The sequence below is a fragment of the Sphingomonas anseongensis genome, assembly GCF_023516495.1.
Classification (GTDB): domain Bacteria; phylum Pseudomonadota; class Alphaproteobacteria; order Sphingomonadales; family Sphingomonadaceae; genus Sphingomicrobium; species Sphingomicrobium anseongensis.
This window is the reverse complement of sequence record NZ_JAMGBC010000001.1, coordinates 769,871-793,199: the sequence shown is the minus strand read 5'-3', so window position 1 is coordinate 793,199 and position 23,329 is coordinate 769,871. Positions and strand designations below refer to the sequence as shown.

The 23,329-nt window shown below is 64.9% G+C and carries 20 protein-coding genes; 14 read left to right on the top strand and 6 right to left on the bottom strand.

Annotated features, from left to right (window positions below; translation table 11 throughout):
* Positions 1 to 79: 79 nt before the first annotated feature.
* Positions 80 to 1,108 carry an aspartate-semialdehyde dehydrogenase gene (locus LZ519_RS04020; RefSeq protein ID WP_249867434.1) on the top strand — a complete coding sequence of 343 codons (1,029 nt, stop codon included), beginning with the start codon at positions 80 to 82 and terminating at the stop codon, positions 1,106 to 1,108.
* Here the strand turns inward: LZ519_RS04020 and LZ519_RS04015 are convergent.
* Positions 1,105 to 1,767 carry a Fe2+-dependent dioxygenase gene (locus LZ519_RS04015; RefSeq protein WP_249867433.1) on the bottom strand — a complete coding sequence of 221 codons (663 nt, stop codon included), beginning with the start codon at positions 1,765 to 1,767 and terminating at the stop codon, positions 1,105 to 1,107. The genes LZ519_RS04020 and LZ519_RS04015 overlap by 4 nt on opposite strands.
* Positions 1,767 to 2,774, bottom strand: coding sequence for a hypothetical protein (locus tag LZ519_RS04010; protein WP_249867432.1), 1,008 nt, complete (start codon positions 2,772 to 2,774; stop codon positions 1,767 to 1,769). The genes LZ519_RS04015 and LZ519_RS04010 overlap by 1 nt, the downstream gene beginning before the upstream one ends.
* Positions 2,775 to 2,821: 47 nt before the next feature.
* On the opposite strand from LZ519_RS04010, the gene LZ519_RS04005 reads away from it, so the two are divergent.
* A complete protein-coding gene (locus LZ519_RS04005; protein WP_249867431.1) occupies positions 2,822 to 3,268 on the top strand; it encodes a GFA family protein in 447 nt (148 codons plus the stop codon).
* Between the two features lie 5 nt (positions 3,269 to 3,273).
* Complete coding sequence (locus LZ519_RS04000) at positions 3,274 to 4,026, top strand: alpha/beta fold hydrolase (protein WP_249867430.1); 753 nt, start codon at positions 3,274 to 3,276, stop codon at positions 4,024 to 4,026.
* A gap of 46 nt (positions 4,027 to 4,072) precedes the next feature.
* On the opposite strand, the gene LZ519_RS03995 is transcribed toward LZ519_RS04000, so the two are convergent.
* Together LZ519_RS03995 and LZ519_RS03990 are read right to left on the bottom strand one after the other, a co-directional pair.
* Positions 4,073 to 4,489: a hypothetical protein gene (locus LZ519_RS03995; RefSeq protein WP_249867429.1), complete on the bottom strand. Its 417-nt coding sequence runs from the start codon at positions 4,487 to 4,489 to the stop codon at positions 4,073 to 4,075.
* 107 nt (positions 4,490 to 4,596) lie between these two features.
* A complete protein-coding gene (locus LZ519_RS03990) occupies positions 4,597 to 5,076 on the bottom strand; it encodes a peroxiredoxin (RefSeq protein WP_249867428.1) in 480 nt (159 codons plus the stop codon).
* A 134-nt stretch (positions 5,077 to 5,210) separates the two neighbouring features.
* Between LZ519_RS03990 and LZ519_RS03985 the strand changes: the two genes are divergently transcribed.
* The 9 genes from LZ519_RS03985 (at position 5,211) to addB (ending at position 18,803) form a co-directional block, all read left to right on the top strand.
* Positions 5,211 to 5,783, top strand: coding sequence for a YqgE/AlgH family protein (locus LZ519_RS03985; protein ID WP_249868856.1), 573 nt, complete (start codon positions 5,211 to 5,213; stop codon positions 5,781 to 5,783).
* A gap of 50 nt (positions 5,784 to 5,833) precedes the next feature.
* Positions 5,834 to 6,352 carry a GNAT family N-acetyltransferase gene (locus tag LZ519_RS03980; RefSeq protein ID WP_249867427.1) on the top strand — a complete coding sequence of 173 codons (519 nt, stop codon included), beginning with the start codon at positions 5,834 to 5,836 and terminating at the stop codon, positions 6,350 to 6,352.
* A gap of 77 nt (positions 6,353 to 6,429) precedes the next feature.
* Positions 6,430 to 7,842: an adenosylhomocysteinase gene (ahcY, locus tag LZ519_RS03975; protein ID WP_249867426.1), complete on the top strand. Its 1,413-nt coding sequence runs from the start codon at positions 6,430 to 6,432 to the stop codon at positions 7,840 to 7,842.
* 195 nt (positions 7,843 to 8,037) lie between these two features.
* A complete protein-coding gene (locus tag LZ519_RS03970) occupies positions 8,038 to 11,247 on the top strand; it encodes a TonB-dependent receptor domain-containing protein (RefSeq protein ID WP_249867425.1) in 3,210 nt (1,069 codons plus the stop codon).
* 109 nt (positions 11,248 to 11,356) lie between these two features.
* Entirely contained in the window at positions 11,357 to 13,708 is a 2,352-nt protein-coding gene (locus LZ519_RS03965; RefSeq protein WP_249867424.1) for a PAS domain-containing sensor histidine kinase, read from the top strand.
* Positions 13,705 to 14,139 carry a tRNA (adenosine(37)-N6)-threonylcarbamoyltransferase complex ATPase subunit type 1 TsaE gene (gene tsaE / locus LZ519_RS03960; protein ID WP_249867423.1) on the top strand — a complete coding sequence of 145 codons (435 nt, stop codon included), beginning with the start codon at positions 13,705 to 13,707 and terminating at the stop codon, positions 14,137 to 14,139. Before LZ519_RS03965 ends, tsaE begins: the two co-directional genes overlap by 4 nt.
* A complete protein-coding gene (locus LZ519_RS03955; protein WP_249867422.1) occupies positions 14,124 to 15,122 on the top strand; it encodes an aminoglycoside phosphotransferase family protein in 999 nt (332 codons plus the stop codon). Before tsaE ends, LZ519_RS03955 begins: the two co-directional genes overlap by 16 nt.
* On the top strand, positions 15,119 to 15,880 hold the full coding sequence (locus LZ519_RS03950; RefSeq protein WP_249867421.1) for a nucleotidyltransferase family protein: 762 nt from the start codon (positions 15,119 to 15,121) through the stop codon (positions 15,878 to 15,880). Before LZ519_RS03955 ends, LZ519_RS03950 begins: the two co-directional genes overlap by 4 nt.
* Positions 15,873 to 18,803: a double-strand break repair protein AddB gene (addB, locus tag LZ519_RS03945; protein WP_249867420.1), complete on the top strand. Its 2,931-nt coding sequence runs from the start codon at positions 15,873 to 15,875 to the stop codon at positions 18,801 to 18,803. Before LZ519_RS03950 ends, addB begins: the two co-directional genes overlap by 8 nt.
* Before the next feature lie 5 nt (positions 18,804 to 18,808).
* Here the strand turns inward: addB and LZ519_RS03940 are convergent, their stop codons facing one another.
* Positions 18,809 to 18,952: a hypothetical protein gene (locus LZ519_RS03940; RefSeq protein WP_249867419.1), complete on the bottom strand. Its 144-nt coding sequence runs from the start codon at positions 18,950 to 18,952 to the stop codon at positions 18,809 to 18,811.
* 71 nt (positions 18,953 to 19,023) lie between these two features.
* Here LZ519_RS03940 and addA point away from each other — a divergent pair, with 71 nt between their 5' ends.
* Together addA and trxA are read left to right on the top strand one after the other, a co-directional pair.
* The gene (gene addA, locus LZ519_RS03935) at positions 19,024 to 22,416 is read left to right on the top strand and encodes a double-strand break repair helicase AddA (RefSeq protein ID WP_249867418.1); all 3,393 of its coding nucleotides are present in this window, start codon (positions 19,024 to 19,026) and stop codon (positions 22,414 to 22,416) included.
* Positions 22,417 to 22,472: 56 nt separating this feature from the next.
* Positions 22,473 to 22,817, top strand: a complete 345-nt coding sequence (trxA, locus tag LZ519_RS03930; RefSeq protein WP_249867417.1) for a thioredoxin — start codon at positions 22,473 to 22,475, stop codon at positions 22,815 to 22,817.
* 6 nt (positions 22,818 to 22,823) lie between these two features.
* On the opposite strand, the gene LZ519_RS03925 is transcribed toward trxA, so the two are convergent.
* Complete coding sequence (locus LZ519_RS03925) at positions 22,824 to 23,261, bottom strand: GFA family protein (protein WP_249867416.1); 438 nt, start codon at positions 23,259 to 23,261, stop codon at positions 22,824 to 22,826.
* Positions 23,262 to 23,329 lie beyond the last annotated feature (68 nt).

The following is a 23,329-nucleotide window of genomic DNA, read 5'->3' as shown; positions in this document are numbered from 1 at the left end:
CCTGCTTGTGCCCCGCTCGGCAAGAGCCATATCGATTTCGGCACGCGGGTGCGATAGGCGCTCGGCCAAGGAGAATATCATGGGCTATCGCGTCGCCGTCGTTGGCGCCACCGGCAATGTCGGCCGGGAAATCCTGAACATCCTGGCCGAGCGCCAATTCCCTCTCGACGAAGTCGCCGCGGTGGCCTCGGCAAGCTCGACCGGCGACGTCATCGACTTCGGCGACAGCGGGAAGGAGCTCAAGGTCCGAAACCTCGAGCATTTCGACTTCAGCGGCTGGGACATGGCGCTGTTCGCGGCGGGCTCGGAAGTATCCAAGATCTACGTGCCCAAGGCGGCCCAGGCCGGCTGCACGGTGATCGACAACAGTTCGCTCTACCGGATGGACCCGGACGTTCCGCTGATCGTGCCCGAGGTGAACGCGGAAGCGATTTCGGGCTACACAAAGAAGAATATCATCGCGAACCCCAACTGCTCGACCGCGCAGCTGGTGGTGGCGCTGAAGCCGCTCCACGACGCGGCGAAGATCAAGCGGGTCGTCGTCGCGACCTACCAGTCCGTTTCCGGCGCCGGGAAGCGCGGCATGGACGAGCTATTCGAGCAGTCGCGCAACATCTTTGTCGGCGACGCCAACGAGGCCGACTTCTTCACCAAGCAGATCGCCTTCAACGTCATCCCGCACATCGACAGCTTCCTGGACGACGGATCGACGAAGGAAGAATGGAAGATGGTCGTTGAGACCAAAAAGATCCTGGGGTCCAAGATCAAGCTGACTGCAACCTGCGTCCGTGTGCCTGTCTTCGTCGGCCATTCGGAAGCGGTGAACGTCGAGTTCGAGAACGAGCTTTCGGCAGAGCAGGCGCAGGCGATCCTGCGCGAGGCCCCGGGGGTCATGCTCGTCGATAAGCGCGAGGACGGCGGCTACGTGACGCCCGTCGAATGCGTCGGCGAATATGCGACCTACGTCAGCCGTGTCCGCGACGATCCGACCGTGGAGCACGGCCTGTCATTGTGGGTGGTGAGCGACAACCTGCGCAAAGGCGCGGCGCTGAACGCCGTCCAGATCGCCGAGCTTCTCGGCCGCAAGCATCTGCAGAAGGCGGCCTAAGGCTTCTCCGCCCAATACCTGAGCAGGTTCTGCTGCACGAGCTGCAGGCGGCTGAAGTTCTGCGGGTCCATCTTCAGCCCCTCGAGCGCCGCTACCTCGTTGAGGTCGAACAGCAGGTTGCGGCGGAACGGGTCCGGCACCTGGCTCTGGATGAAGGTGATTGCGACCAGGCGCTCGCCCTTCGTCACCGGCTCGACCTCGTGGAAGGTATCGGAGGGATAAACGACCGCCTCACCGGGCTTGAGCTTGAAGCGCATCTCGCCGTCGCCGAGGCGGATGTGCAGTGCGCCGCCTTCGTAGCTTTCCGGCTCGTTGAGGAAGATCGTGCAGCTCAGGTCGCTCCGGATCGTCTGGCCGGGAAGCTGGATGAAGGCGGCGTCGGCGTGCGCGCCGTACTTCATCCCCGGCTTGTAACGGGTGATGAGCGGCGGGGCGATCAGCGTCGGGAAAGCGAACTCGGCGAATTCCGGGCTTCGGCCGAACGCCTGCATCAGCAGCTGCGAGCTCTTCTGGTATGCCTGCTGCTCATGAAGCTGCTCGTTGTCCTTGGCCGTGTTGTGCGGGTTCGTGATTCGGCCGTGGACGAAGGGAGCCGCGGCCGCGATCTTCCGGCATTCCTCGACTTCTTCGGGCGTGAGCAGCTGTAGAATTCGGTACATCAGGACTCCTTCGCGCGATCGAGTGCGCGGGCGAGCAGGGGCGATGTTGCGGCCGCAGACTGTAACATGGCGAGCGCGCTGTCGATGTCCTCGCGATTGGCACCGGCGGCTTCGGCGATCAGGTCGCGGCGAAGCGACGGGCTGTATTCGTGTTCGAGCGCCTTGGAATAGCGGCCCATCAACGGTCCCGTGGCGATCTCACGGATCCGCTCAGCGGGAGCGGCAAAGCCGAACAAGGTCGCGGTCCGCTCAAGCGCCCCGGGCATGTCGTCCAGTATCTCGTCGAAATCGGCCCAGGCCAGGTGGCGGTTGGGCATCGCTTCGGCGGACGCTTCGAGCGCGGTCATTTCGCACGCCCAGGCCGCCGCCGCGGCCCCTGCTGCGCTCGTTGGCTCGGGCAGCTCGGCTCGACCGGCGATCCGCTGTGTCCTCGAAGGCGCAAGCGCCGACAATTCCCTGACGCTGTTCTCGCCTGCCAGGATCGACGCGACATAGGCCCGCGGTTTCGCATAGAGAAACAGCGCCCGCTCGCCAGGCGGAACGAGTTCGGGCGCAATCTCGCTAACGAAGCTCGTCGCCTTGACCAGCACCGTCTGCTCGTCGGCGAAGGTTCGCGACATCAGCTTCTGGATTGGTGGAACGAATGCCGCCCTTCGCTCTGCGGGAAGCATCGCGACGTCGCGAAGGCTGCGCGGCTCGCGAACCGACAGGACGCCGTCGAGCTCGCCCAGCAGGCGCGAGACCAAGGTCGAGCCGACGTGGCCGATGTGGAAGATCCAACGCGCGTCGGTCCGAGCATCCTCGGGGAGCGCCTCGGCCACCGAAGCCCAGGGTACGATGCCCGCGAAATGCTGGTCCTGGAGCATCCGGTCGTCGAGGAAACTCGCCGAGCGATAGGAGTCCGCGTCCATTTCGACCACTCGAACCATCCCGCTCGCCGGATCGAGCGCCTGCGCCAGCCAGCGCGCGTCGCTGACGATCTCGGAAGGTGTCGGAGCGCTGGACATGGCGCCACTTAACCGGCCAATTGGGCTTGCACCACAGGGGACGAGTCATGGCCGAAGAGATGGCCGGCGGCTGCGCGTGCGGCCGAATTCGCTACACGGTCACCGGCGAGCCGGAGGAAGCCTATCTCTGCCATTGCCGGATGTGCCAGCGCGCCACCGGCTCGGTGTCGATCGCCTTCACCACCTTTCCGCTGGAAGCCATCCGGTGGGAGACGGAGCCCGACTGGTACGACAGCTCGCCGATCGCGCGTCGGCCGTTCTGCTCGACCTGCGGCACCTCGCTCGGCTTCGAGTTCAGGCAGGATTCCAAGCGGATGGATCTGACCGTCGCGTCGTTCGACGATCCGTCGCCCTTCAAGCCCAAGCACCACTTCGGCGCGGAGGGCATCCAGCGCGCCTGGATCAATACCGAAGGCCTGCCCGAATATCGTACGGATCAATACCAGGCGCTGGTCGACAAATGGGTGAAAGCGACCGGAAAGTTTCCCGGGTGAGCGGCGTGGCGACCAAGACGTGGACCGCTTCGGACGGGGTCGAGCTCGCCTATCATGAGCTTGGCGAGGGACGGCCTGTAATCCTGCTTCACGGACTCTTCTCGGATGCCCAGACGAATTGGATCAAGTTCGGCCACGCGGAGCGCATCGCGGCCGAAGGCTTCCGTGTAATCATGCCCGACCTTCGTGGCCATGGCCGGTCGGGCAAACCGCACGATCGCGCTTCCTACCCGCACGGAATCCTCGCGCGCGATGCAATTGAGCTGGTCGCGAAGCTGCAGCTGGAAGCCTTCGATCTTGGCGGTTTTTCGCTGGGATCGCGAACAACGATCGAGGCGATTGGCGAGCGACTCCGGCCGGGCAAGGCGGTCATTGGCGGAATGGGCCTGGAAGGGTTGAAGGGGTGGCTACGGCGCAAGCAGTTTTTCCTCGACGCCATCGATCAGTTCGACAGCGCCCGCCGGGGCGATCCGCACTGGCTGGCGATACAGTTCATGAAGACGATGAAAGTGGACCGCGAAGCGGCCTCGCTGCTTCTCAAGAGCTTCGTGGATGCGCAGGACGAGTGGCTGAAGGCGATTACGATGCCGACGCTGGTGGTCTGCGGAAGCGAGGATCAGGACAATGGCTCGGGCGAGAAGCTCGCCGGAATTCTCCCGAATGCGACGTTCAAGGAAGTGCCGGGCACGCACATGAGTTCGGTCGCGAATGCAGAGTTCGGGGAAGCGATCGCAGCCTTCCTGGCTCGCCCAGTGTAAAAGGGGCGCCCATTGGGGCGCCCCTGGGAATCCATGGACCGGTTGATCAGTGGGTCATGGTGTCCGTGCCCGAACTGCCCGAGCCCATGGCCGGGTTGGCAGAGCGGCTGCTCGATCCACGGCTCTTCGAGGAGGTCGAACGGCTGGAGCGGCTGCCGCCGGTCGTGCTTGACGATCCGATTGCGCCCGCTTGGCTCGACCCGCCGGCCATCGCCATCTCGCTTCCGGAATCCTCCGAACGCGTGTCGCCGGCCCAGTCGCTGATTTGGTCGGACAGGCGGCTGATTTGGTCGCTGATCTCGTTGCGCCTCGACCACAGGAATACGCCCGCACCAACCGCAGCGGCCGCCGCGGCGGCGGTCGTCATCGGGCGGTCGCGGACAGTGCCCATCCAGTCGCTGCTATGCTGGTTGCGGCCGCTCGGATTGTTGTTCCGGCCACCACGCTGATTGTTCCTCGCCATCGAAAATTCTCCTTTGGGTTCGAGTGGAGATTCAACGATCACGAGGCTCCGCTGTTGCGGCTCATCGGCGAGGGGAGACGTCCGAGCGGTGGGCTACCTGAAAGCGGCTAAAGTTGCTCCAGCATGTGCTCGGCGCTGGACGCGCGATACTCGCCGGGACCTTCCACGTTGAGCTGCTCGACAGTGCCGTCGTTGACGATCATCGAGTAACGCTGGCTTCGCTTGCCCATGCCAAACTTCGATCCGTCCATTTCCAGCCCGACCGCTTCGGCGAACTGACCGTTGCCGTCCGCGAGCATCGTGACGTCCTGCGATCCGTCGCGCTCGCCCCAGGCGGCCATCACGAACGGGTCGTTGACGGAGACGCAGGCGATCTCGTCGATTCCCTTCGCCTTCAGCTCGGCGGCCTTGTCGACGTAGGAGGGCAGGTGGCGCGCGGAGCAAGTCGGGGTGAAGGCTCCGGGCACAGCGAAGAGCGCCACCTTCTTGCCGGCGAAATATTCGCCGCTGGTGGTTGGCTTGGGACCGTCGGCGGTGCCGATCGTGAGGGGGACGTCCGGAAGCTTCTGGCCGACTTCGATTGTCATTGCGCCTCTCCTGCTGGGCGGGTGAGCCCGGCAGATAGGCTTCGGCCAGTGCGCTCTCAAGGCTGAGGCAAACAAACTCGTGGCGGTGTTATTCGACCTTGCGGCTCGGTGGCGCCCGTCCCATCATGGCATTCGTGCAGGGTCCACCGTTCCTGTCCGGCAAGCTCCTCCTGGCAATGCCGGGAATGTCCGACCCTCGCTTCGAGCGGGCGGTCATCGCCATGTGCGTTCACGACGAGAACGGCGCCGTCGGAATTGGCATCGGCCACAAGCGGGCAGGGCTTGGGTTTCGAGCATTGCTCAAGCAGCTGGACCTCGACCCCGGCGAGGCGCCGGATTGCCCCGTCCACCACGGAGGCCCGGTCGAGCCGGGCCGCGGTTTCGTTCTCCATTCGACCGACTGGGGAGGGCAGGACACGCTCCAGGTCAGCACCGCCGCGGGCGAGCCGTTCGCGATGACGGGCACCATCGACGTGCTTCGAGCGATCGCCGAAGGACGCGGACCGTCGAGGTGGATCGTCTCGCTGGGTTATGCGGGCTGGGAGAGCGGCCAGCTGGAGGAAGAGATGACCCGCCACGGCTGGTTCGCCGCGGACGGGGACGAAGCGATCCTGTTCGACACCCCCAGCGACGAACGCTGGGCGGGGGCGTTCAAGGCCTCCGGGATCGATCCGCGTCTGCTTTCGAGCGAGGCGGGCGCGGCCTAGGGCCAATTCTTCACCTTGCGCGTTTGGGCGAGATGCGGCGTTGCTGCGCCGTGCAACCCCGTGAGGTCCAAATCCGCGACGTTTCGCCCGAAGATTCTGCGGCGATCGCGGACATCTACGCGCACCACGTCCTTCACGGCACGGCGTCGTACGATACCGACCCGCCGTCGGAGGGCGACACTGTGGCCAAGATCGCACGGATCACCGGCGCAGGCTGGCCGTTCCTCGTCGCCACGATCGACGGCGAGGTCGTCGCTTATGCTTATGCTACCCAGTTTCGCGACCGTGCCGCCTATCGCTTCACCTGCGAGAACAGCATCTACGTTCATCACGACCGGCTTGGGCGCGGCATCGGCAAGCGGCTGCTGGAATCCTTGTGCCAGCGATCGGCGGCGATCGGTTTCAGGCAGATGATCGCGGTTATCGGCGGGGCAGAGCCAGCGTCGATCGCGCTTCACCGAAGCCTCGGCTTCGAAGAGGTGGGAAGGCTTCGGTCGGTCGGTTGGAAGAAGGAGCGGTGGCTCGACACCGTCTATATGCAGCGCGAGCTTGCTGCGCCTGACATATAAAGAATTCTTTATATTTGCTTCCGCGGCCTTTCGGGGCTAGGGCGCGGCACGACCCAATCACATTTCCGGAGAGTTTCGTGGCGACCCAGGCTGACACGCGTTTCAACGACTACGTCGTCAAGGACATCTCGCTCGCCGACTTCGGCCGCAAGGAGATCGAGATCGCCGAGACCGAGATGCCCGGCCTGATGGCGCTCCGCGAGGAATATGGTCAGTCGAAGCCGCTGAAGGGCGCCCGGATCACCGGGTCGCTCCACATGACGATCCAGACCGCGGTTCTAATCGAGACCCTGCTCGAGCTCGGCGCCGAAGTACGTTGGGCAAGCTGCAACATCTTCTCGACGCAGGATCATGCCGCCGCTGCCATTGCCGCCGGCGGCACTCCGGTGTTCGCGATCAAGGGCGAGACCCTCGAGGAATATTGGGACTACGTCACCCGGATCTTCGACTGGGGGCAGGACACCACCGCCAACATGATCCTCGATGACGGCGGCGACGCGACGATGTTCGCGCTGTGGGGTGCTCGCGTCGAGGGCGGCGAGGCGCTGTTCGAGCCGTCGAACGAAGAAGAGGAAATCTTCGCCGCCACTCTGAACCGCTTCCTGAAGGAGCGGCCCGGCTACCTCACGAAGACCGTCGAAGCGATCAAGGGCGTTTCAGAAGAGACCACCACGGGCGTTCACCGGCTCTATGACCTTTCCAAGCAGGGCAAGCTCCCGTTCCCGGCGATCAACGTCAACGACAGCGTGACCAAGTCGAAGTTCGACAATCTTTACGGTTGCAAGGAGTCGCTCGTCGACGCCATCCGCCGCGCGACCGACGTTATGCTCGCGGGCAAGGTTGCCTGCGTCGCCGGCTATGGCGATGTCGGGAAGGGCTCGGCCGCATCGCTGCGCAACGGCGGCGCGCGCGTCCTGGTCACCGAGATCGACCCGATTTGCGCGCTTCAGGCGGCGATGGAGGGCTATGAAGTCGTGACGATGGAAGAGGCGACCAAACGCGCCGACATCTTCGTCACCGCGACCGGCAACATGGACGTCATCACCGTCGACCACATGCGGGCGATGAAGAACATGGCGATCGTGTGCAACATCGGTCACTTCGACAGCGAAATCCAGATCAACGCTCTGGCCAACATGAAGTGGACGGAGATCAAGCCGCAGGTCGACGAGGTCGAGTTCCCGGACGGCAAGAAGATCATCGTCCTCGCCAAGGGCCGCCTTGTGAACCTGGGCTGCGCCACCGGCCACCCGAGCTTCGTGATGAGCTCGAGCTTCACCAATCAGGTGCTTGCGCAGATCGAGCTTTGGACCGGCGGCGACAAGTATAAGAACGACGTCTACGTGCTTCCCAAGCACCTCGACGAGAAGGTCGCGCGGCTACATCTCGACAAGCTTGGAGTGAAGCTGACCACGCTGAACGACAAGCAGGCGGCTTATATCGGGGTTTCTCAGGATGGCCCCTTCAAGCCCGAGCACTATCGCTACTAGCGGCGATTTCGGTCGCACAATGCCAGGATTTCCAGACGCTGAGTCATTTACACGACTCTAGCGGCACCTGAATGTTGCATTAATGCTACATTTTCGGAAAAACCCAACCCATTGACCCCAAACAGCTTCCTTTCGCCGCGCGGCCCTGCCTAACGTTAGATGAGGGCTGAACTGCTTTTTTGGGGAGGTTTTTCCATGTTTCGTTCGTCACGCCTGCTTCTGTGCGGCGTCTCTGCAACTGCTGTCGCTTTCGCGACCCCGGCATTTGCACAGGACGCTCCTACTGCTCCAACAACCCTGCCGGGCCAGACGCCTCCCAACTGTCCGGTCAACGGACCTGGGTCGGCCCAGGACAATTGCGTTTCGGGCGAAGTCGAAACCGAATCCGGAACCACGGCCAACGCGGGCGGCAACGGCGCGATCGTCGTTACCGGAACGCGCATCCAGCGGCCGAACCTCCAGTCTCCGGTTCCGATCACCTCGGTAGGCCAGGAAGAGCTGACCAACCAGGGCCAGGCCAGCGTCGGTGACGCGCTGAACGACCTTCCGGCGCTCCGGTCGACCTTCAGCCAGCAGAACTCGGGCCGCTTCATCGGCACCGCCGGCCAGAACTTCCTCGACCTTCGCGGTCTCGGCACCACGCGCACCCTGGTGCTCGTCAACGGCCGCCGCCACATCACCTCCAGCCCCGGCGATTTCATCGTCGACGTCGACAACATCCCGCAGGACCTCCTCGAGCGGGTCGACATCGTGACCGGTGGTGAATCCGCGGTCTACGGTTCGGACGCCATCGCGGGCGTGGTGAACTTCGTCACCAAGCGCAACTTCGACGGATTCCGGATCCGCGGCCAGGCTGGTATCTCCAGCCGCGGCGACCGTCCGGTCGACTTCATTTCCGCGACGATGGGCCGCAACTTCTTCGACGACCGCGCCAACGTCGCGCTGAACCTCGAATATACGCACGCGGGCGAGCTGTTCTTCCGAGACCGTCCGCGGGCGGCGGAGGTCTGCGGCTTCCAGCCGAATCCGGCCGACAATGGCGGTGCGGACGATCCCACAACGGCTGGCGGCGACAATACGAACGGCGTTCCGGACAACGTCTTCGTCTGTGGCATCCGCAACCCCTTCGTCACGAATGGCGGTTCGATCGGCTTTCTCGGCGGTGGCCAGGTGCTCGCGTTCGATCCTGCGGGGAACCTCATTATTTCGAACCCTCCCCAACAGGACTTCACTGACTTCACCGGCGGAACGATCGTAAGCAACGACCCCAATGGCGGTTCGACGCTTCGTGAAACCGGCGACCTTGCAGTCGGCCGCAACCGCTACATGGCCAATCTGCTTGCACACTTCGATGTTTCGGACGCTTTCAAGCCGTTCATCGAAGCCAGCTACATCAAGCAGACGGTCTATCAGGAAGGCCAGCCGAGCTTCTTCCAGGCCCGGCTCAGCCAGTTCTTCGGAATTCAGAGCTTCCGCTGCAACAACCCGTTCCTGACTGCGCAAAATCTGGCGGTTCTGCAGTCGTTCGGCCTGTGCGCCAATCCCGCCGTCAACACGATCCCCCTCAACCGCTTCAACGTCGACTGGGGCGGCCGTGTCGAGGAAGATCACCGCACGACCTACCGCATCGTCGGCGGCGCGCAGGGCAACTTCCTGGGCGACTGGCATTATGAAGTCTCGGCCAACTATGGCCACTTCAAGTCGAACAACATCGAGAAGAACGACCTTCTCCTGTTCGATGAGAACGGGAACCTCGCAGGCTTCGGTCTGGCCAGCAACGCGGTCCGCGATGTGAACGGCAACATCGTCTGCGGCGTGAACGCGGATGCCGACCCGACGAACGACGCGCCTGGCTGCGTTCCGATCAACCCGTTCGGTTTCGGGCGCGCGTCTCCTGAGGCGATCGCCTATTCGAACACGACGTCGCACCTCTTTTCGAAGGCGTCCGAGCTGGACCTGCTGGCATTCATGAGCGGCAACAGCGGTCGGTGGTTCGAGCTGCCGGGCGGCCCAATCGGCTTCTCGATCGGTGCCGAGTATCGCAAGGAAACTGCGCACTCGATCGCCGATCCGGTCAGCGCTTCGGGCGGCACGTTCTTCAATGCCTTCCCCGAGTTCGATCCGCCGTCCTTCTCCGTCAAGGAGATCTTCGGAGAGCTCGAAGTGCCGATCCTCAAGGACCGTCCCTTCTTCCACGAGCTGACGGTGTCGGGCGCGGCGCGCTACTCTGATTACAACACTGCGGCGAACCACACCTTTGCCTGGAACCTGAACGGCATCTGGTCGCCGGTTCGTGATCTCCGGCTCCGCGGCAATCTGTCGCGGTCTGTCCGCGTTCCGACGCTCAGCGATCTGTTCACGCCGCCGACACAGAACTTCGCGCAGCTGAATGACCCGTGCGATCAGGCCAGGATTAATCTCGATCCTGACCGCGCGGCCAATTGCGCGGCTCTGGGCGTTCCGACGACGGTGACGAGCACGAACTCGCCGTGCTTTGCCCAAAACCCAACCGCTAATACCGGACCGGTCGGCAGTCCGTTCCACAACTGCCTTGCGAACACTCAGACGACGCTGATCACGTCGGCTGGTAACCCCGACCTGAAGGAAGAAACCGGGAAGAGCATCACCCTGGGTGCAGTCATCACTCCGAGGTTCATCCCCGGCTTCAGCTTCAGCGCCGATTATTTCGACATCAAGGTGACGAACCTGATCTCGGTGCTGGGCGGTAACGCGATCCTCAACAACTGCTTCAATGCGTCGAGCATCAACAACCAGTACTGTAGCCTGCTCGGGCAGCGCGACCAGTTCGGGCTGTTCATTGAGCCGGCGCTGACCTCGGCGGGCGTGAACTTCGCGAAGCAGACCTCACGGGGCGTCGACTTCGACCTGACCTATCGCAAGCGCTTTGCGAACGGCCATCGTCTCGATCTCCGCGGTATCGCGACCTACACGCTCAATCGGACCAACTTTACCGATCCGACGTTCCCGAAGGTCGGTGATCGCCAGCTGAGCGAGCTCGGCGACCCGGTCTTCTCGGGCACCATGATCGCCGGCTACGGGATCGGTCCGTTCGATCTGCGGTACACGTTCCGGTACATCGGTTCGATGACCGACTGGGATTACGAGGACACGCATTCGTTCGGCCCGGCGTGCGATCCGATCGACCCCACCCAGTGTCCCCCGTTCAATTCGGACGTCGCCGACCGCATCAACACCGGCTCGGTGACCTATTCGGACATCCGTCTGAACTTCACGATCAAGAACCGGTACCAGATGTACTTGGGCGTGGATAACCTGTTCGACCGTCAGCCACCGCTGCGTCTGACCGGTGCGGGCGCGGGCTCGGGCATCTACAGCGGTATCGGCCGCTTCTTCTACGCCGGCTTCATCGTCGACCTGAAGTAGCCCGAGCTAGACTAACCAAGGGGCTGGAGGGCTTGTCGCTCTCCAGCCCTTTGTTTTGCCATCTGCTCGCGCATATGAAATGAGCATGGGCAGAGGGGATCACTGAGGCGTGAGCGCGTTAGCGACGACCGGCTTCATCGCCGCTGCGCTGGCCGCGCTCTGGATCTTGCTCGCCGGGGCGCTGTCGATCGTCGCCGCCCGCCGGATGCGGGACGCAAGCACGATCCTCAGCGCCGCCCGCTCTCTACAGAACCTCGTCGAGCTGTCACCAGCGCGACCCCTGGTCGTTCGGCCGGACTCGACGATCGAAGCCGACGCCCGGCTGCTCCGCGAGATCGGAATCGAAAAGCCGCCGCGAACGCTGTCGGACCTCGCCGGAAGCGACAACGGCCTGCTCGCCGAAGACGTCGACATGCTTGCGAAGAGCGTTGGCGAAGCCGCGCTGTCGAGCAGCAGGTTCCAGTGCCAGGTACGGGTCGGAGGGTCGGGCCGTGTCCTCGACGTTCGGGGAGCGCCGGCGCCTGCGCCGGAGCCTCCGGGAACGATGCTGCTGTGGCTATTCGACACGAGCAGCGCCGAAGCTGAGCGCTCCAAGCTCGCACAGCGGCTGGAGCAGGCGGAGGCGGCTCTCGACGCTCTGACGCGCCTCATCGAAGCTGCGCCTTTCCCTATGTGGTACCGCGGCCCGGACCTCAGCCTCGGCCTCGTCAACAGCGCGTTCGTGGAAGCGGTCGAAGGCCGCGATGCCGCGGACGTGATCGCCCGATCGAGCGAGCTGATCGGCGACGTCAACGAAGCCCAGAGCAGTGCCATGGCTGCGCTCGAAAGCGGCAAGCCGACCTCGCGCAAGCAGGCGGCAATCGTCCGCGGCGAACGGCGAATGCTCCAGATCGTCAATGTCCCGCTGCCGACGGGCGCGGTGGCCGGCTTTGCGCTCGACGTGCAGGATCTGGAGGAAGCCCGGGGGGAGCTTGCCCGGCAGGTTCAGTCGCAGCGCGACCTTGTCGACCGGATGACCGCGGGCGCCGCCCAGTTCGATTCGGACCGCAACCTCGATTTCTTCAACGGGCCGTTCGCGGCAATGGCCGGGCTGGACGGGGACTGGCTGAGCGAAAGGCCGGAATTCGACCGGGTGCTCGAGCGGATGCGCGAGCATAATCGAGTCCCGGAAACTCGCGACTTCCCGACCTGGAAGGCGGAGCGGCGGGAGTGGTTCACCAGCCCGCTGGAGGTGATCGAGGAAGACTGGATGCTTCCGGGCGGCGATCATTGGCGAGTGGTCGGCCAGCCGCTTCCCGATGGCGGGCTCAGGCTTTTCCTGGAGGACAGGACCGAGCAGGCCCGCCTTGCTTCCGCCCGCGACACGCTGCTTCGGGTCCGCTCGGCGACCTTCGACAATCTGTTCGAAGCCGTCGGAGTCTTTGCAAGCGACGGCCGCCTGTACCTGTGGAACCGGCGGTTCAGCCAGGTCTGGGGCCTCGACGAGGAATGGCTGGCCGAGCATCCGCGAGTCGACGAGATGGTTCCGGCGCTTGCCCGCAAGCTCGTCAATCCGACGGCCGCCGCGCAGATCAGGGAGATGGTCCGCAAGACCATCAGCGACCGCGAGCCGGCCAACGGGCGGATTACGCTGACCGACGGTCGGCATTTCGAATTCGCGGCCGTTCCTCTCCCGGACGGGAACGCGCTTTTCACCCTCGTTGACGTGACCGATTCAACGCGGATCGAAGCAGCCCTTCGAGAGCGCGCCACGGCTCTCGAGCAGGCGGACAGGGTCAAGACCGACTTCGTCGCCAACATGAGCTACGAGCTTCGTACCCCGCTGACGTCGATCGGCGGCTTCGCCGAGATGCTGGCGGAGGGCTATGCTGGGACGCTCACGCCGGCTGCGTCGGACTATGTCGCTGCGATCCTGGAGTCCGTCGCCCGCTTGTCCAAGCTGATCGATGACGTGCTCGACCTTACCCACGGCGATTCGGCGGCAATCGTCCTTGAGCGAGAGCGGGTGGATATCGCGGGCCTGTGCAAGATGGCGGTCGAGAAATTCGAGCCGCGAACCAAGGCGAAGGGGCAGAAGCTGCTGCCCGACATCGCCGAAAGCTCGGGCACCGTCGTGGGCGATGCTCGCCGCCTCCGCGAATCGATCGAGCATCTTCTCGAGAATGCCGCCGCCTACACGGAGCGCGGCGGCAAGATCTCCGCGAAGGCCTGGGGCGACGAAGAGCAGGCCTATGTGCAGATCAGCGATAACGGACCGGGAATCGCCAAGAAGGACCTGCCGCGGGTGTTCAATCGCTTCGACCGGATCAACCACGACCCGTCGCGCGGAGAGGCTGCCCTCGGGCTCGGGCTCCCGCTAGCCCGCCAGTTCGTCGAGGCGCATGGCGGCAAGGTCGACCTGGTGTCGAGCAAGAGCAAGGGCACCACAGTGACACTGACCATCCCGCGCGCGCCGCGATGATCCTCGAAGACGAGGTGACGACGGAGGAGCTCGGGCGACGCCTGGCGGGCCTGATCCGCTTGGGCGACGTGGTGACGCTTTCCGGCCCGCTGGGGGTAGGGAAGACAGCGTTGGCCAGGGGGCTCATTAGAGCACTGGGACACGACGGTGACGTTCCCAGCCCCAGCTTCGCGATTGTCCAACCCTATGAGGATCTCGAACCGCCCGTGTGGCACGTCGACCTGTTCAGAGTCGAAGATGCGGGCGAGCTGGATGAGCTTGGCCTCGATTTCGCGGCGGACGCCGTTCTGCTCGTCGAATGGCCCGAGCGGGCAGGGGAGACGGCCTGGCCGGACGCACTTCGGCTGGCGCTCGAATTCGATCGGGGCGGCGCTCGGCGCTTGACAGCATCGGTGCCTCCGGCATGGCAGGATCGATGGCCTCCGCGATGATTCCGGCTCCCGAAGTGCATGAATTCCTTGCCCGAAGCGGTTGGGCTGGTGCGCGAGTCGAGCCGCTCGCGGGTGACGCCTCGTTCCGACGTTACTTCCGTGTGATCGATGGACCGCGAAGTGCGGTGCTGATGGACGCTCCGCCTGCGCATGAGGACGTGCGGCCCTTCGTCGCCGTCGCCGAATGGCTCCACTCGGTAGGGCTGAGCGCTCCGGAGATCCTCGCCCGCGACCTTGAGCACGGGCTGCTCCTGCTCGGCGATTTCGGCGACTGGCGGCTTCGCGAGATGCTCGATAGCGATCCGTCGCGCGAGCTCGAGCTGTACGAGCTTGCGACCGACGTTCTGGTCCACCTCCACAACCACCCGCCGATGTCCGGCCTCCCGCCTCATGGGATGGACCAGTGGCTGGACGAGCTTTCGCTGTTCACCGACTGGTACTGCCCGGCCCTTGGCCTCGCCGTGGACACGGACGGGTTCGCCAAGGCGTGGCGAGAGGTTCTGGAGCCCGTGGCCGACGACGGCCTCGGGCCGGTTACCGTCCTTCGTGACTATCATGCGGAAAATGTGATGCTGGTCCGCGATCGCGAGGGCGTGCGGCATTTCGGCCTTCTCGACTTCCAGGACGCCCTGGTCGGCCACCCGGCTTACGATCTGGCATCGGTCCTTGAAGATGCCCGCCGCGACGTTCCCCCGGAGATCGAGCGGGCGATGATCGACCGCTACGTCAGCGCCACAGGCAACGCCGAAGCGTTCGAGCGCGCTTACTGGACCCTCGCCGCGCAGAGGAACACGCGGATCCTCGGAGTCTTCACGCGCTTGTGGAAGCGCGACAACAAGCCGCACTACACCGCGTTCCAGCCGCGAATGTGGGGCCTGCTCGAGCGGGACCTTGCCCGTCCGGCCCTCAAACCGGTGAGGATTTGGTTCGACTCCAACATAGCGCCGGAGAATCGCGCGACGCCGTGGGCGAACGCGGCATGAAGCGGGCGACCCAGGCGCTTCGGCTGAAGGCCGAGATCGCGAGCGAGGTCCCCAAGACCGCGATGGTGCTTGCAGCGGGCCTCGGCAAGAGAATGCGGCCGCTGACCGCAAGCAGGCCAAAGCCGCTGATCGAGGTCGCGGGACAGTCGCTCCTTGACCACCTGCTGGAGCGGCTTCGCGTAGCCGGCGTCGAGAACGTGGTCGTGAACGTCCATTATCTCGCGGACGCGGTCGAGGCCCATCTCGCGAAGAACACCCACGGCCTTTGCGTTCAAATCTCCGACGAGCGCAGCCTGCTGCTCGAAACCGGGGGGGGAATGGTGAAGGCCGCGCCGCTGATCGACGCAGACCCGTTCCTGGTGGTCAACAGCGACAATTTGTGGATCGACGGCCCCGCCGACACGCTCAAGCTGCTCGCTTCGCACTGGGACGGCGCGAAAATGGACGCCCTGTTGCTTCTGGTCCCGCACGCCCGCGCGGCAAATCACGGCGGCCGCGGCGATTTTCACATGGACAGTTCCGGACGCCTTCGCCGCCGAGTGAAAGCGCATGTCGCGCCGTTCGTCTACACGGGCATCCAGATGGTCTCGAAGAAGCTCCTGAACGATGCGCCGTCGGGACCTTTCTCCACCAACCTGCTGTGGGACCGGGCGATGGAGGAAGGCCGCTGCTTCGGCGCGGTTCACCAGGGACTGTGGTTCGACGTCGGCACCCCGCAGGCGATCAAGGCGACGGAGCTCATCCTGGAGGATGCCTGAGGCCGCAGCCGAGCAGGTGCGGCGGCCGGCCGTCTTCAATATCCCGACCAACCGATCGTTCGCGGATTCGCTCGTTGCGGGACTGATCGCGCGCTACGGACGCGACCCGCTGAGCCTCGCCAACGGCCGGATACTGCTGCCCAACAACCGCGCGGTCCGGAGCGTCACCGAAGCGTTCGTCAGAGCGAGCGAGTCAGGCCTGGTTCTTCCTCGGCTGATCGCCATCGGCGAACCGGAGCTCGACGAGCGGATCGGCGGCGCTCTCGACCCTGCCGATGCGATCGAAGCCGTTCCCCCTGCCGTAGAACCGCTGCAGCGTCTGCTGGCTCTGGCCGAGCTCGTTCGAAGCGATGGCGAAAGCGCCGTTGAAGCACTGCGAATGGCCTCCGATTTGGCTCGGACGCTCGACAGCCTGCTGGTGGAGGAGGTGGAGCCGGCCAGTCTCACGGAAGCGGCTGCCGACGCTCCAGAACTTGCGAGGCACTGGCAGATATCGCTCGACCGGCTGCGCGCCGTCCTCGTTCAATGGCCGCAGCGGCTTCGCGAGCTTGGCCGGATCGACGTAGCCGAGCGGCGCAACCTGCTGCTCCACCGCCTCGCCGATCGTTGGGCGGCCGATCCGCCGCCGGGCTTCACCGTCGCGGCCGGAATCACCACCGCCGCACCCGCAGTCGCCGCAGTGCAGGCTCGCGTTGCAACAATGCCCGAAGGGATGGTGGTTCTCCCCGGCCTGTCGCTCAAATCCGCGCTCCCCGATGAAGAATGGGACGCGCTCGGACCGTACGACAACGGCCGCGGCCAGGACACCCATCCGCAATTCCACCTCAAGCTGCTGCTCGATCGGATCGGGGTAGCCAGGGACGAGGTCAGGCTTTGGCCGCGGGTGGGGTTGGCGGCCTCGAGTCCGCAGCGTTCCCGTGCCGTCACCAATGCGTTCGCGTCGGCGCAATTTTCCGACAAGTGGAGCGCTCTCAAGCCCGATGAGCGGCGGCTGAGCGGAATCCGCGCCGCGGTCCTTCCGGACTCGGCCGCCGAAGCCCAGGCAATCGCGCTTGCGATACGCGAAGCGGTCGAGACTCCCGGGAAAACGGTCGCGCTGGTCACGCCCGACCGCTCACTTGGGCGCAGGGTGTCGGCGCTTCTAAACCGCTGGGGCATTGCAGCGGACGACAGCGCCGGAAAGCCACTCTCGGAAACTCCTCCCGGCACGCTCCTCCTCGGCATAGCATCCGCCATCGCCGAGGAGCTGGCGCCGGTGCCGCTGCTGGCGCTGCTCAAGCACCCGCTTGTCGGCGGTTCGGACGAGGCGAGGCTGAAGTGGCTCGACGACGTGCGGCTCCTCGACCTTGCTCTGCGCGGTCCGCGACCGGCACCAGGGGCCGCCGGCCTCGATCGGCACTTCGAGGAGAAGGAGCAGCAGGACAGCAAATGCCGCGGCTGCCTGGCCGCGTGGAAGCGCATCCGGCCGAGGCTGGAATCGCTGGACGGCCAGTTGAGCGAGCCGGTTTCGTTGGCGGCATTTGCCGGAAAGCTCGTGGTCGGCGCCGAGCGCCTGGCGGGCGATAAAGGATGGCGGGGGCAGGACGGGCGAATGGCCGCCGAGCTTCTGGCCGAGTTGCAAGCCACCGAGCAGGCGCGGCGGATCGCCGTCGCGCCCGAGGAGGCGGCCACCCTGCTCGGCGACTTGCTGGCAGGCAAGAGCATCCGACCGGCCTACGGCGGGCATCCGCGGGTGTTCATCTGGGGTCTTCTGGAGGCGCGGCTCCAGCAGGCCGACGTGATGATCCTTGGCGGCCTTAACGAGGGCGTGTGGCCGGCCATTCCTGCGCCGGACCCGTGGCTTGCGCCGAAGATCCGCACCAACCTGAAGCTTCCCGGGCTCGAGCACCGGATTGGGCTCTCGGCCCAGGATTTCGCGAGCGCTCTGGGCGCGCGCGAGGTGCTGATCACAAGGGCAAGGCGCGACTCTCGCTCGCCGACGGTCGCTTCGCGCTTCCTGCTGAGGCTAAATGCTCTCACGGGCGGTCTCCCGCGCGACATAGTGCTGGAGCGGCTGACGGCCGCGCTGGACGATCCCGGACCGCCCCAACCCGCGGACCGACCCGAACCCTGCCCGCCAGCCGCCGAACGGCCGAAGCGGATTTCGGTAACCGCGGTAGACCGCCTGAAGGCGGACCCCTTCGCCTTTTACGCGCAGGCCATCCTCGGTCTTCGCACCATCGATCCCGTCGATGCCGATCACAGTGCGGCGTGGAAAGGAACGGCGGTTCACGAGGTGCTGGAGGAATGGCTGAAGCAGGATGACTGCGATCCCGACCGGCTTATGGACCGGGCAAGGGCGCTTCTGGCCGACGAGACCATCCACCCCATGCTTCGCGCCTTGTGGTCGCCGCGCCTCATTGAGGCGATCCGCTGGGTCGAGGAGGAGGAGCGCAGGAACCGCGCCGAAGGCCGACGCCCCGTGTCCGCTGAAGCCTGGGGTGAGGCCGACATATCGGGAATCACGCTTTATGGAAAAGCCGACCGCATCGACCGGCTCGCGGACGGCGGCCTGGCGGTCGTCGACTACAAGACCGGCAAGGCCCCCGCACCCAAGGCGATCGACGCTGGATTCAGGCTACAGCTCGGCCTTCTCGGGCTGATCGCCCAGGCTGGCGGGTTTGAGCGCACCAGCGGTTCGCCCCGCGCATTCGAATATTGGTCGCTGACCAAATATGGCGATCAATTCGGGAAATGCGTGAAGCCTGACAAGAAAATGGGTCCGGACGATTTCCTGGCCCATGCGCAGGCGCATTTTGCCGATGCTGCCGCAAGATGGCTGATCGGCGCCCAGCCGTTCACTGCCAAGCTTCACCCGGCTTATGCGCCGTACGGCGATTACGACCAGCTGATGCGGCTCGAAGAATGGTACGGCCGCAGATGAGCTGTTCAGCTCCTCGGCTTCTTCTTGACCTTGGATGCGTAGAGAAGCGCCGCGACGATCGCGGCCGAGCCGATTCCGACGGCGAAGCCCGCCTTCACGAACTTGGCGCGGCGTTCCTCGTTGGCCCGGTCGTCGTCGCGATCGCTCATCGTCCTGTCCTCAGCTCCTCTGCCACAGGTCCATCTATGGCGGCCGTCGCGGGTTGGGAAGGGCACGCGACATGAGCAACCGCGTCAGGGCGCTTCCCGAACTCGGAGCCGAACAGGCGCTGGCGGCGGACCCGTTCGCAAATGCTTCGCTGTCCGCGTCTGCCGGCACCGGGAAGACCCAGGTCCTGACGGCGCGGGTGCTGAGGCTGATGCTCCACGGCGCCTCTCCTGAATCGATCCTCTGCCTGACCTTCACGAAAGCGGCGGCTGCGGAAATGGCCAACCGTATCGGCGAACGGCTGGCGGCGTGGGTGCGGATGCCGGACAAGAATCTCCGCAAGGAGCTGTTCGCTCTTCGCGAGCCCAACGATCCGGTAACGATGCGCCGCGCGCGGCAGCTGTTTGCCAAGGTATTGGATTGCCCCGGCGGCCTGAGAATCCAGACGATCCACAGCTTCGCCCAGGCGCTTCTCGCTGCCTTCCCCGCCGAGGCGGGAGTGGTTCCGGGATTTGAACCGATCGAGGGACGGGCGGAGCAGGAGCTGGCTCGAACCACGCTTGCCAATTTGCTGGCCGATGCGGAAGCGAACGGGCGGCGGAGCCTCGTCGATGACGTGCAGCAGCTCAGCCTCCGGCTCGGCGAAGTCGATGCTGTTCGCTACCTGATGCGCTGCGGGCATTCGGCGGAAGCGATGACCGGGCTGGGATCGGCCGAGGAGATCGAGCCAAAGCTGCGGCAGATGATGGGACTTCCGGAAGGTTCGGTGGGAGACTTCCTGTCGGAACATTGCTCCGATGAGCGCTTCGATTGCGAGCTGTTGCGGGCGGTCGCGCGGGTGAACCGCCAGTGGGGCGCATCGACCGGGGCGGGCCATGCCGATGTGATTGAAGAATGGCTGGCGCAGCCGGCAGTGCAGCGCGCCGCGACACTCGATCGGTTGGCGAAAATCGTCTTCAAATCGGACGGCGACCGCCGCAAAGCGACGGCCGGTCAGCTGAAGATCGAACCCGATTACGACGATCACGCCGACGCAATGGCGGACGCGGTCGCCGAGCTGATCCATATCCAGAACGCATCTCGCCTGGCGGGGGAAATGGCCGCGGGGCTGCGTGCCGGACAGGCGTTTGCGGCCGCTTATTCGCGAGCGAAAAGAGCGGCGGGAGTCGCCGACTTCACCGATCTCATCGACTGGACCCGCCGCCTGCTTGCCGAGCCGGGAATGGGCGAATGGGTCCGCTACAAGCTCGACCGGCGAACCGACCATATTCTGGTCGACGAATCCCAAGACACGAACGCGGCGCAGTGGGAGATCATCCAGGCGCTGGCCGAGGAGTTCTTTGCGGGCGCCGGAGTCCTCGAGAACCGCCACCGCACAATCTTCATGGTCGGGGATTTCAAACAGGCAATCTTCCGGTTCCAGGGTACGGACCCGGAAGAGTTCAAGCGCGCCCGGGCATGGGTTCGCGAACGGAGTGACACGCTTCGGTCCGCGCTTGACGAGGACTCGGAGCTTGTCCTTCCGGACTATCGGGAGCTGTCGATCGACGCGAGCTTCCGATCGTCACAAGCGGTGCTCGACGCTGTCGACGCCACGATCGATGAGATCGGCTACCCGAACATGGGCCTGCCGGAGCAGCCGAACCGCCACCGCGCCTTCTTCAAGCGTCCCGGTAGCGTCGAGCTTTGGAGCCCGTTCGCGATCCCGAATGGCGATGAAGATGCGGGCGAGGAAGGATGGCTCGGCGAAGATGCCCGCATTTACGCGGGCGAGCTTGCGAAGCAGGTTCGCGACTGGATCGAGGACGGTCCGGTGCTGCCGTCGACCGGGCAACGCATTGCACCGGGCGACATACTGGTCCTCGTCAGGAGCCGCGGCGAGCTCGCCTCGCTCATCGTCGCGAGGCTGTTCGAGGAAGGCGTTCCCGTTGCGGGAATCGACAGGTTGCACCTGCAAAAGCCCCTTGCCGTCCGCGACCTGCTCGCGGCGGTCGCCTTTGCCGTGCAGCCTTTGGACGACCTGAACCTCGCCAATTTGCTCGTCTCTCCGCTGGTCGGGTGGAGCCAGGACGAGCTTCGCGAGCTGGCTTATGGGCGAGACGGCAAGCCGCTCTGGGAAACCCTGCGGGCGAAATCGTCGGACTTTCCGGAAACGCGCGAGCTGCTCGGCTCGCTGTTGGCGATGGCGGATTACACCACACCGCATCGGTTCCTGGAGACGGTGCTGACCGGACCAATCGAGGGGCGGCGCAAGCTCTATTCGCGGCTCGGGCTGGCGGCGCGCGACCCGATCGACGAGCTGCTTTCGAGCGCCCTGGAATTCGAGCGCACCGAGACCGCCTCGCTCGACCGATTCCTCGCCTGGTTCGCCCGCGGCGAGGTCGAGATCAAGCGCGACCCGTCGGCCCCAGCGAATGCAGTCCGGGTGATGACGGTCCACGGCGCGAAGGGATTGGAGGCGCCGGTCGTCATCCTTGCCGACTCGACCGCCGATCCGGCCAAGGCGGGAGGCACTCCATCGTCCGTTGAAATGCCGATTCACGGGCGGCAGGTGCCGGTCGTCCGGCCGCGCAAGGCGGAGCAAGCCTCTCCTTTCGCCGAGGTGATCGCGCGCGGCGAGGAACTCGACCTCCAGGAGCATTGGCGGCTCCTCTATGTAGGGATGACCCGCGCCATCGACCGCCTGGTCGTCGCCGGGCTCGACAAAGGCGAGCGGGTCGAAAATTGCTGGCACCTTCGGGTGGAGAGAGCCTTGCGGTCGCTCGGCGCCGCAGAATCCGAAGATGAGCGCTGGGGAAAGGCGCTGACCTACAGCGGCGACGTCACCGCGGCTGCGGAGAAACCGAAGATTTCGAAGGCCCGAGTTGCCGCGCCGGCAATTCCAGAGTGGGCGAAATCACCTGCGCCACCGGAAGCGCGCCCGCCGCGGCCGCTTGCGCCTTCCGCGCTTGCGGAGGATCGCGAGGCGGCGCCGCCCCCGTCGCCCGGAATGAAAGCCGCCGCCGAACGCGGGACGATTATCCACGCGCTGCTGGAGCGGCTTCCGCCGGTGGCGCCCGAAAATCGCCGGCAGGCGGCGTTGCGCTGGCTGGAGCGGGCAGCCGGAATGAGCGACGAAGGCGTCCGCGAGGAGATTACGGGCACTGTCTGCGACCTGATTTCAGACGGCCGCTTCTCTCCCCTATTCGGTCCGGGCTCGCTTGCTGAAGCCCCAATTGCCGCAACCTTGCCCGATGGGCGGGTCATCGCGGGGACCGTCGACCGGCTGCTGGTCGAAGATCGGCGCGTCGTGGTGGTCGACTACAAGACGGGTAGGGCGCCGGAACGGGAAGCGGATATCCCCGCCGCACACCGGCTGCAGATGCAGGCCTACCGCGAGGCGCTGTCGGTGATCTTCCCGGAACGGGACATCGAATCCGCGTTACTTTACACCGCCAGCGGACAATTCTTCATGATCGGCAGTTGAGAGCGGCCTTCGGGCTGCCCATATGCAAATCAAGCGACTCAAAGGAGACTGAGGCCATGGCCACCAAGACCGTAACCGACCAGAATTTCGCAAGCGACGTGCTGGGCGCGTCAGGTCCGGTGCTCGTGGATTTCTGGGCCGAATGGTGCGGTCCGTGCCGGATGATCGCTCCGGCGCTCGAGGAAATCTCGAACGACCTCGGAGACAAGGTGACGGTGGCCAAGCTGAACATCGACGAGAACCCGGACGTTCCGGCGCGCTACGGAGTGCGCGGAATCCCGACGATGCTGCTGTTCAAGGACGGCCAGCCGATCGCCCAGAAGGTCGGCGCCGCCCCGCGCAGCCAGATCCAGCAGTGGCTCGAGAGCAATCTCGTCAGCACGCAGTCGCAGGCGGGCTAGCGTCGGTCACCCGGGCGGCTCGGATCCATCGAGGCCCCGGGTGTCGGGACGGAATCTGTCGTGCCTCGGAATCCCGTCGGACGGGTTGAACCATCCGATCTTGCTGCCCCAGAAGATGTGAAATTCCGGAGCAATCGTTTCCGGGTCATCGAGCGTGGCGACGCTGAAATCGACCGTTTCCGGCTGGTGATCGACCTTCATCAGGAAGGGCGTGCCGCACTCGCCGCAAAATTCGCGATGGCCGAAGCTGGAAGAGTGGACGGAGCGGACCTTGTCAGCGCCCTTCGTCCAGGCGAAGTCGCCGTCCGGAACGCTTGCGAACACCATCGCCGGCGCCCCGCTGTTCAGCTGGCAGGTCCGGCAATGGCACCATCCGCAGTCGAACGGCTCGCTCTTCAGCTCGTAGCGGACCTCGCCGCACATGCACCCTCCGGTCAGCCCCATGCTCGCTCTCCGTTTGACTATCCCTAGCGCCGTTCCTACATCGCCGCCGCAACGCCCGCGCGCGGGCG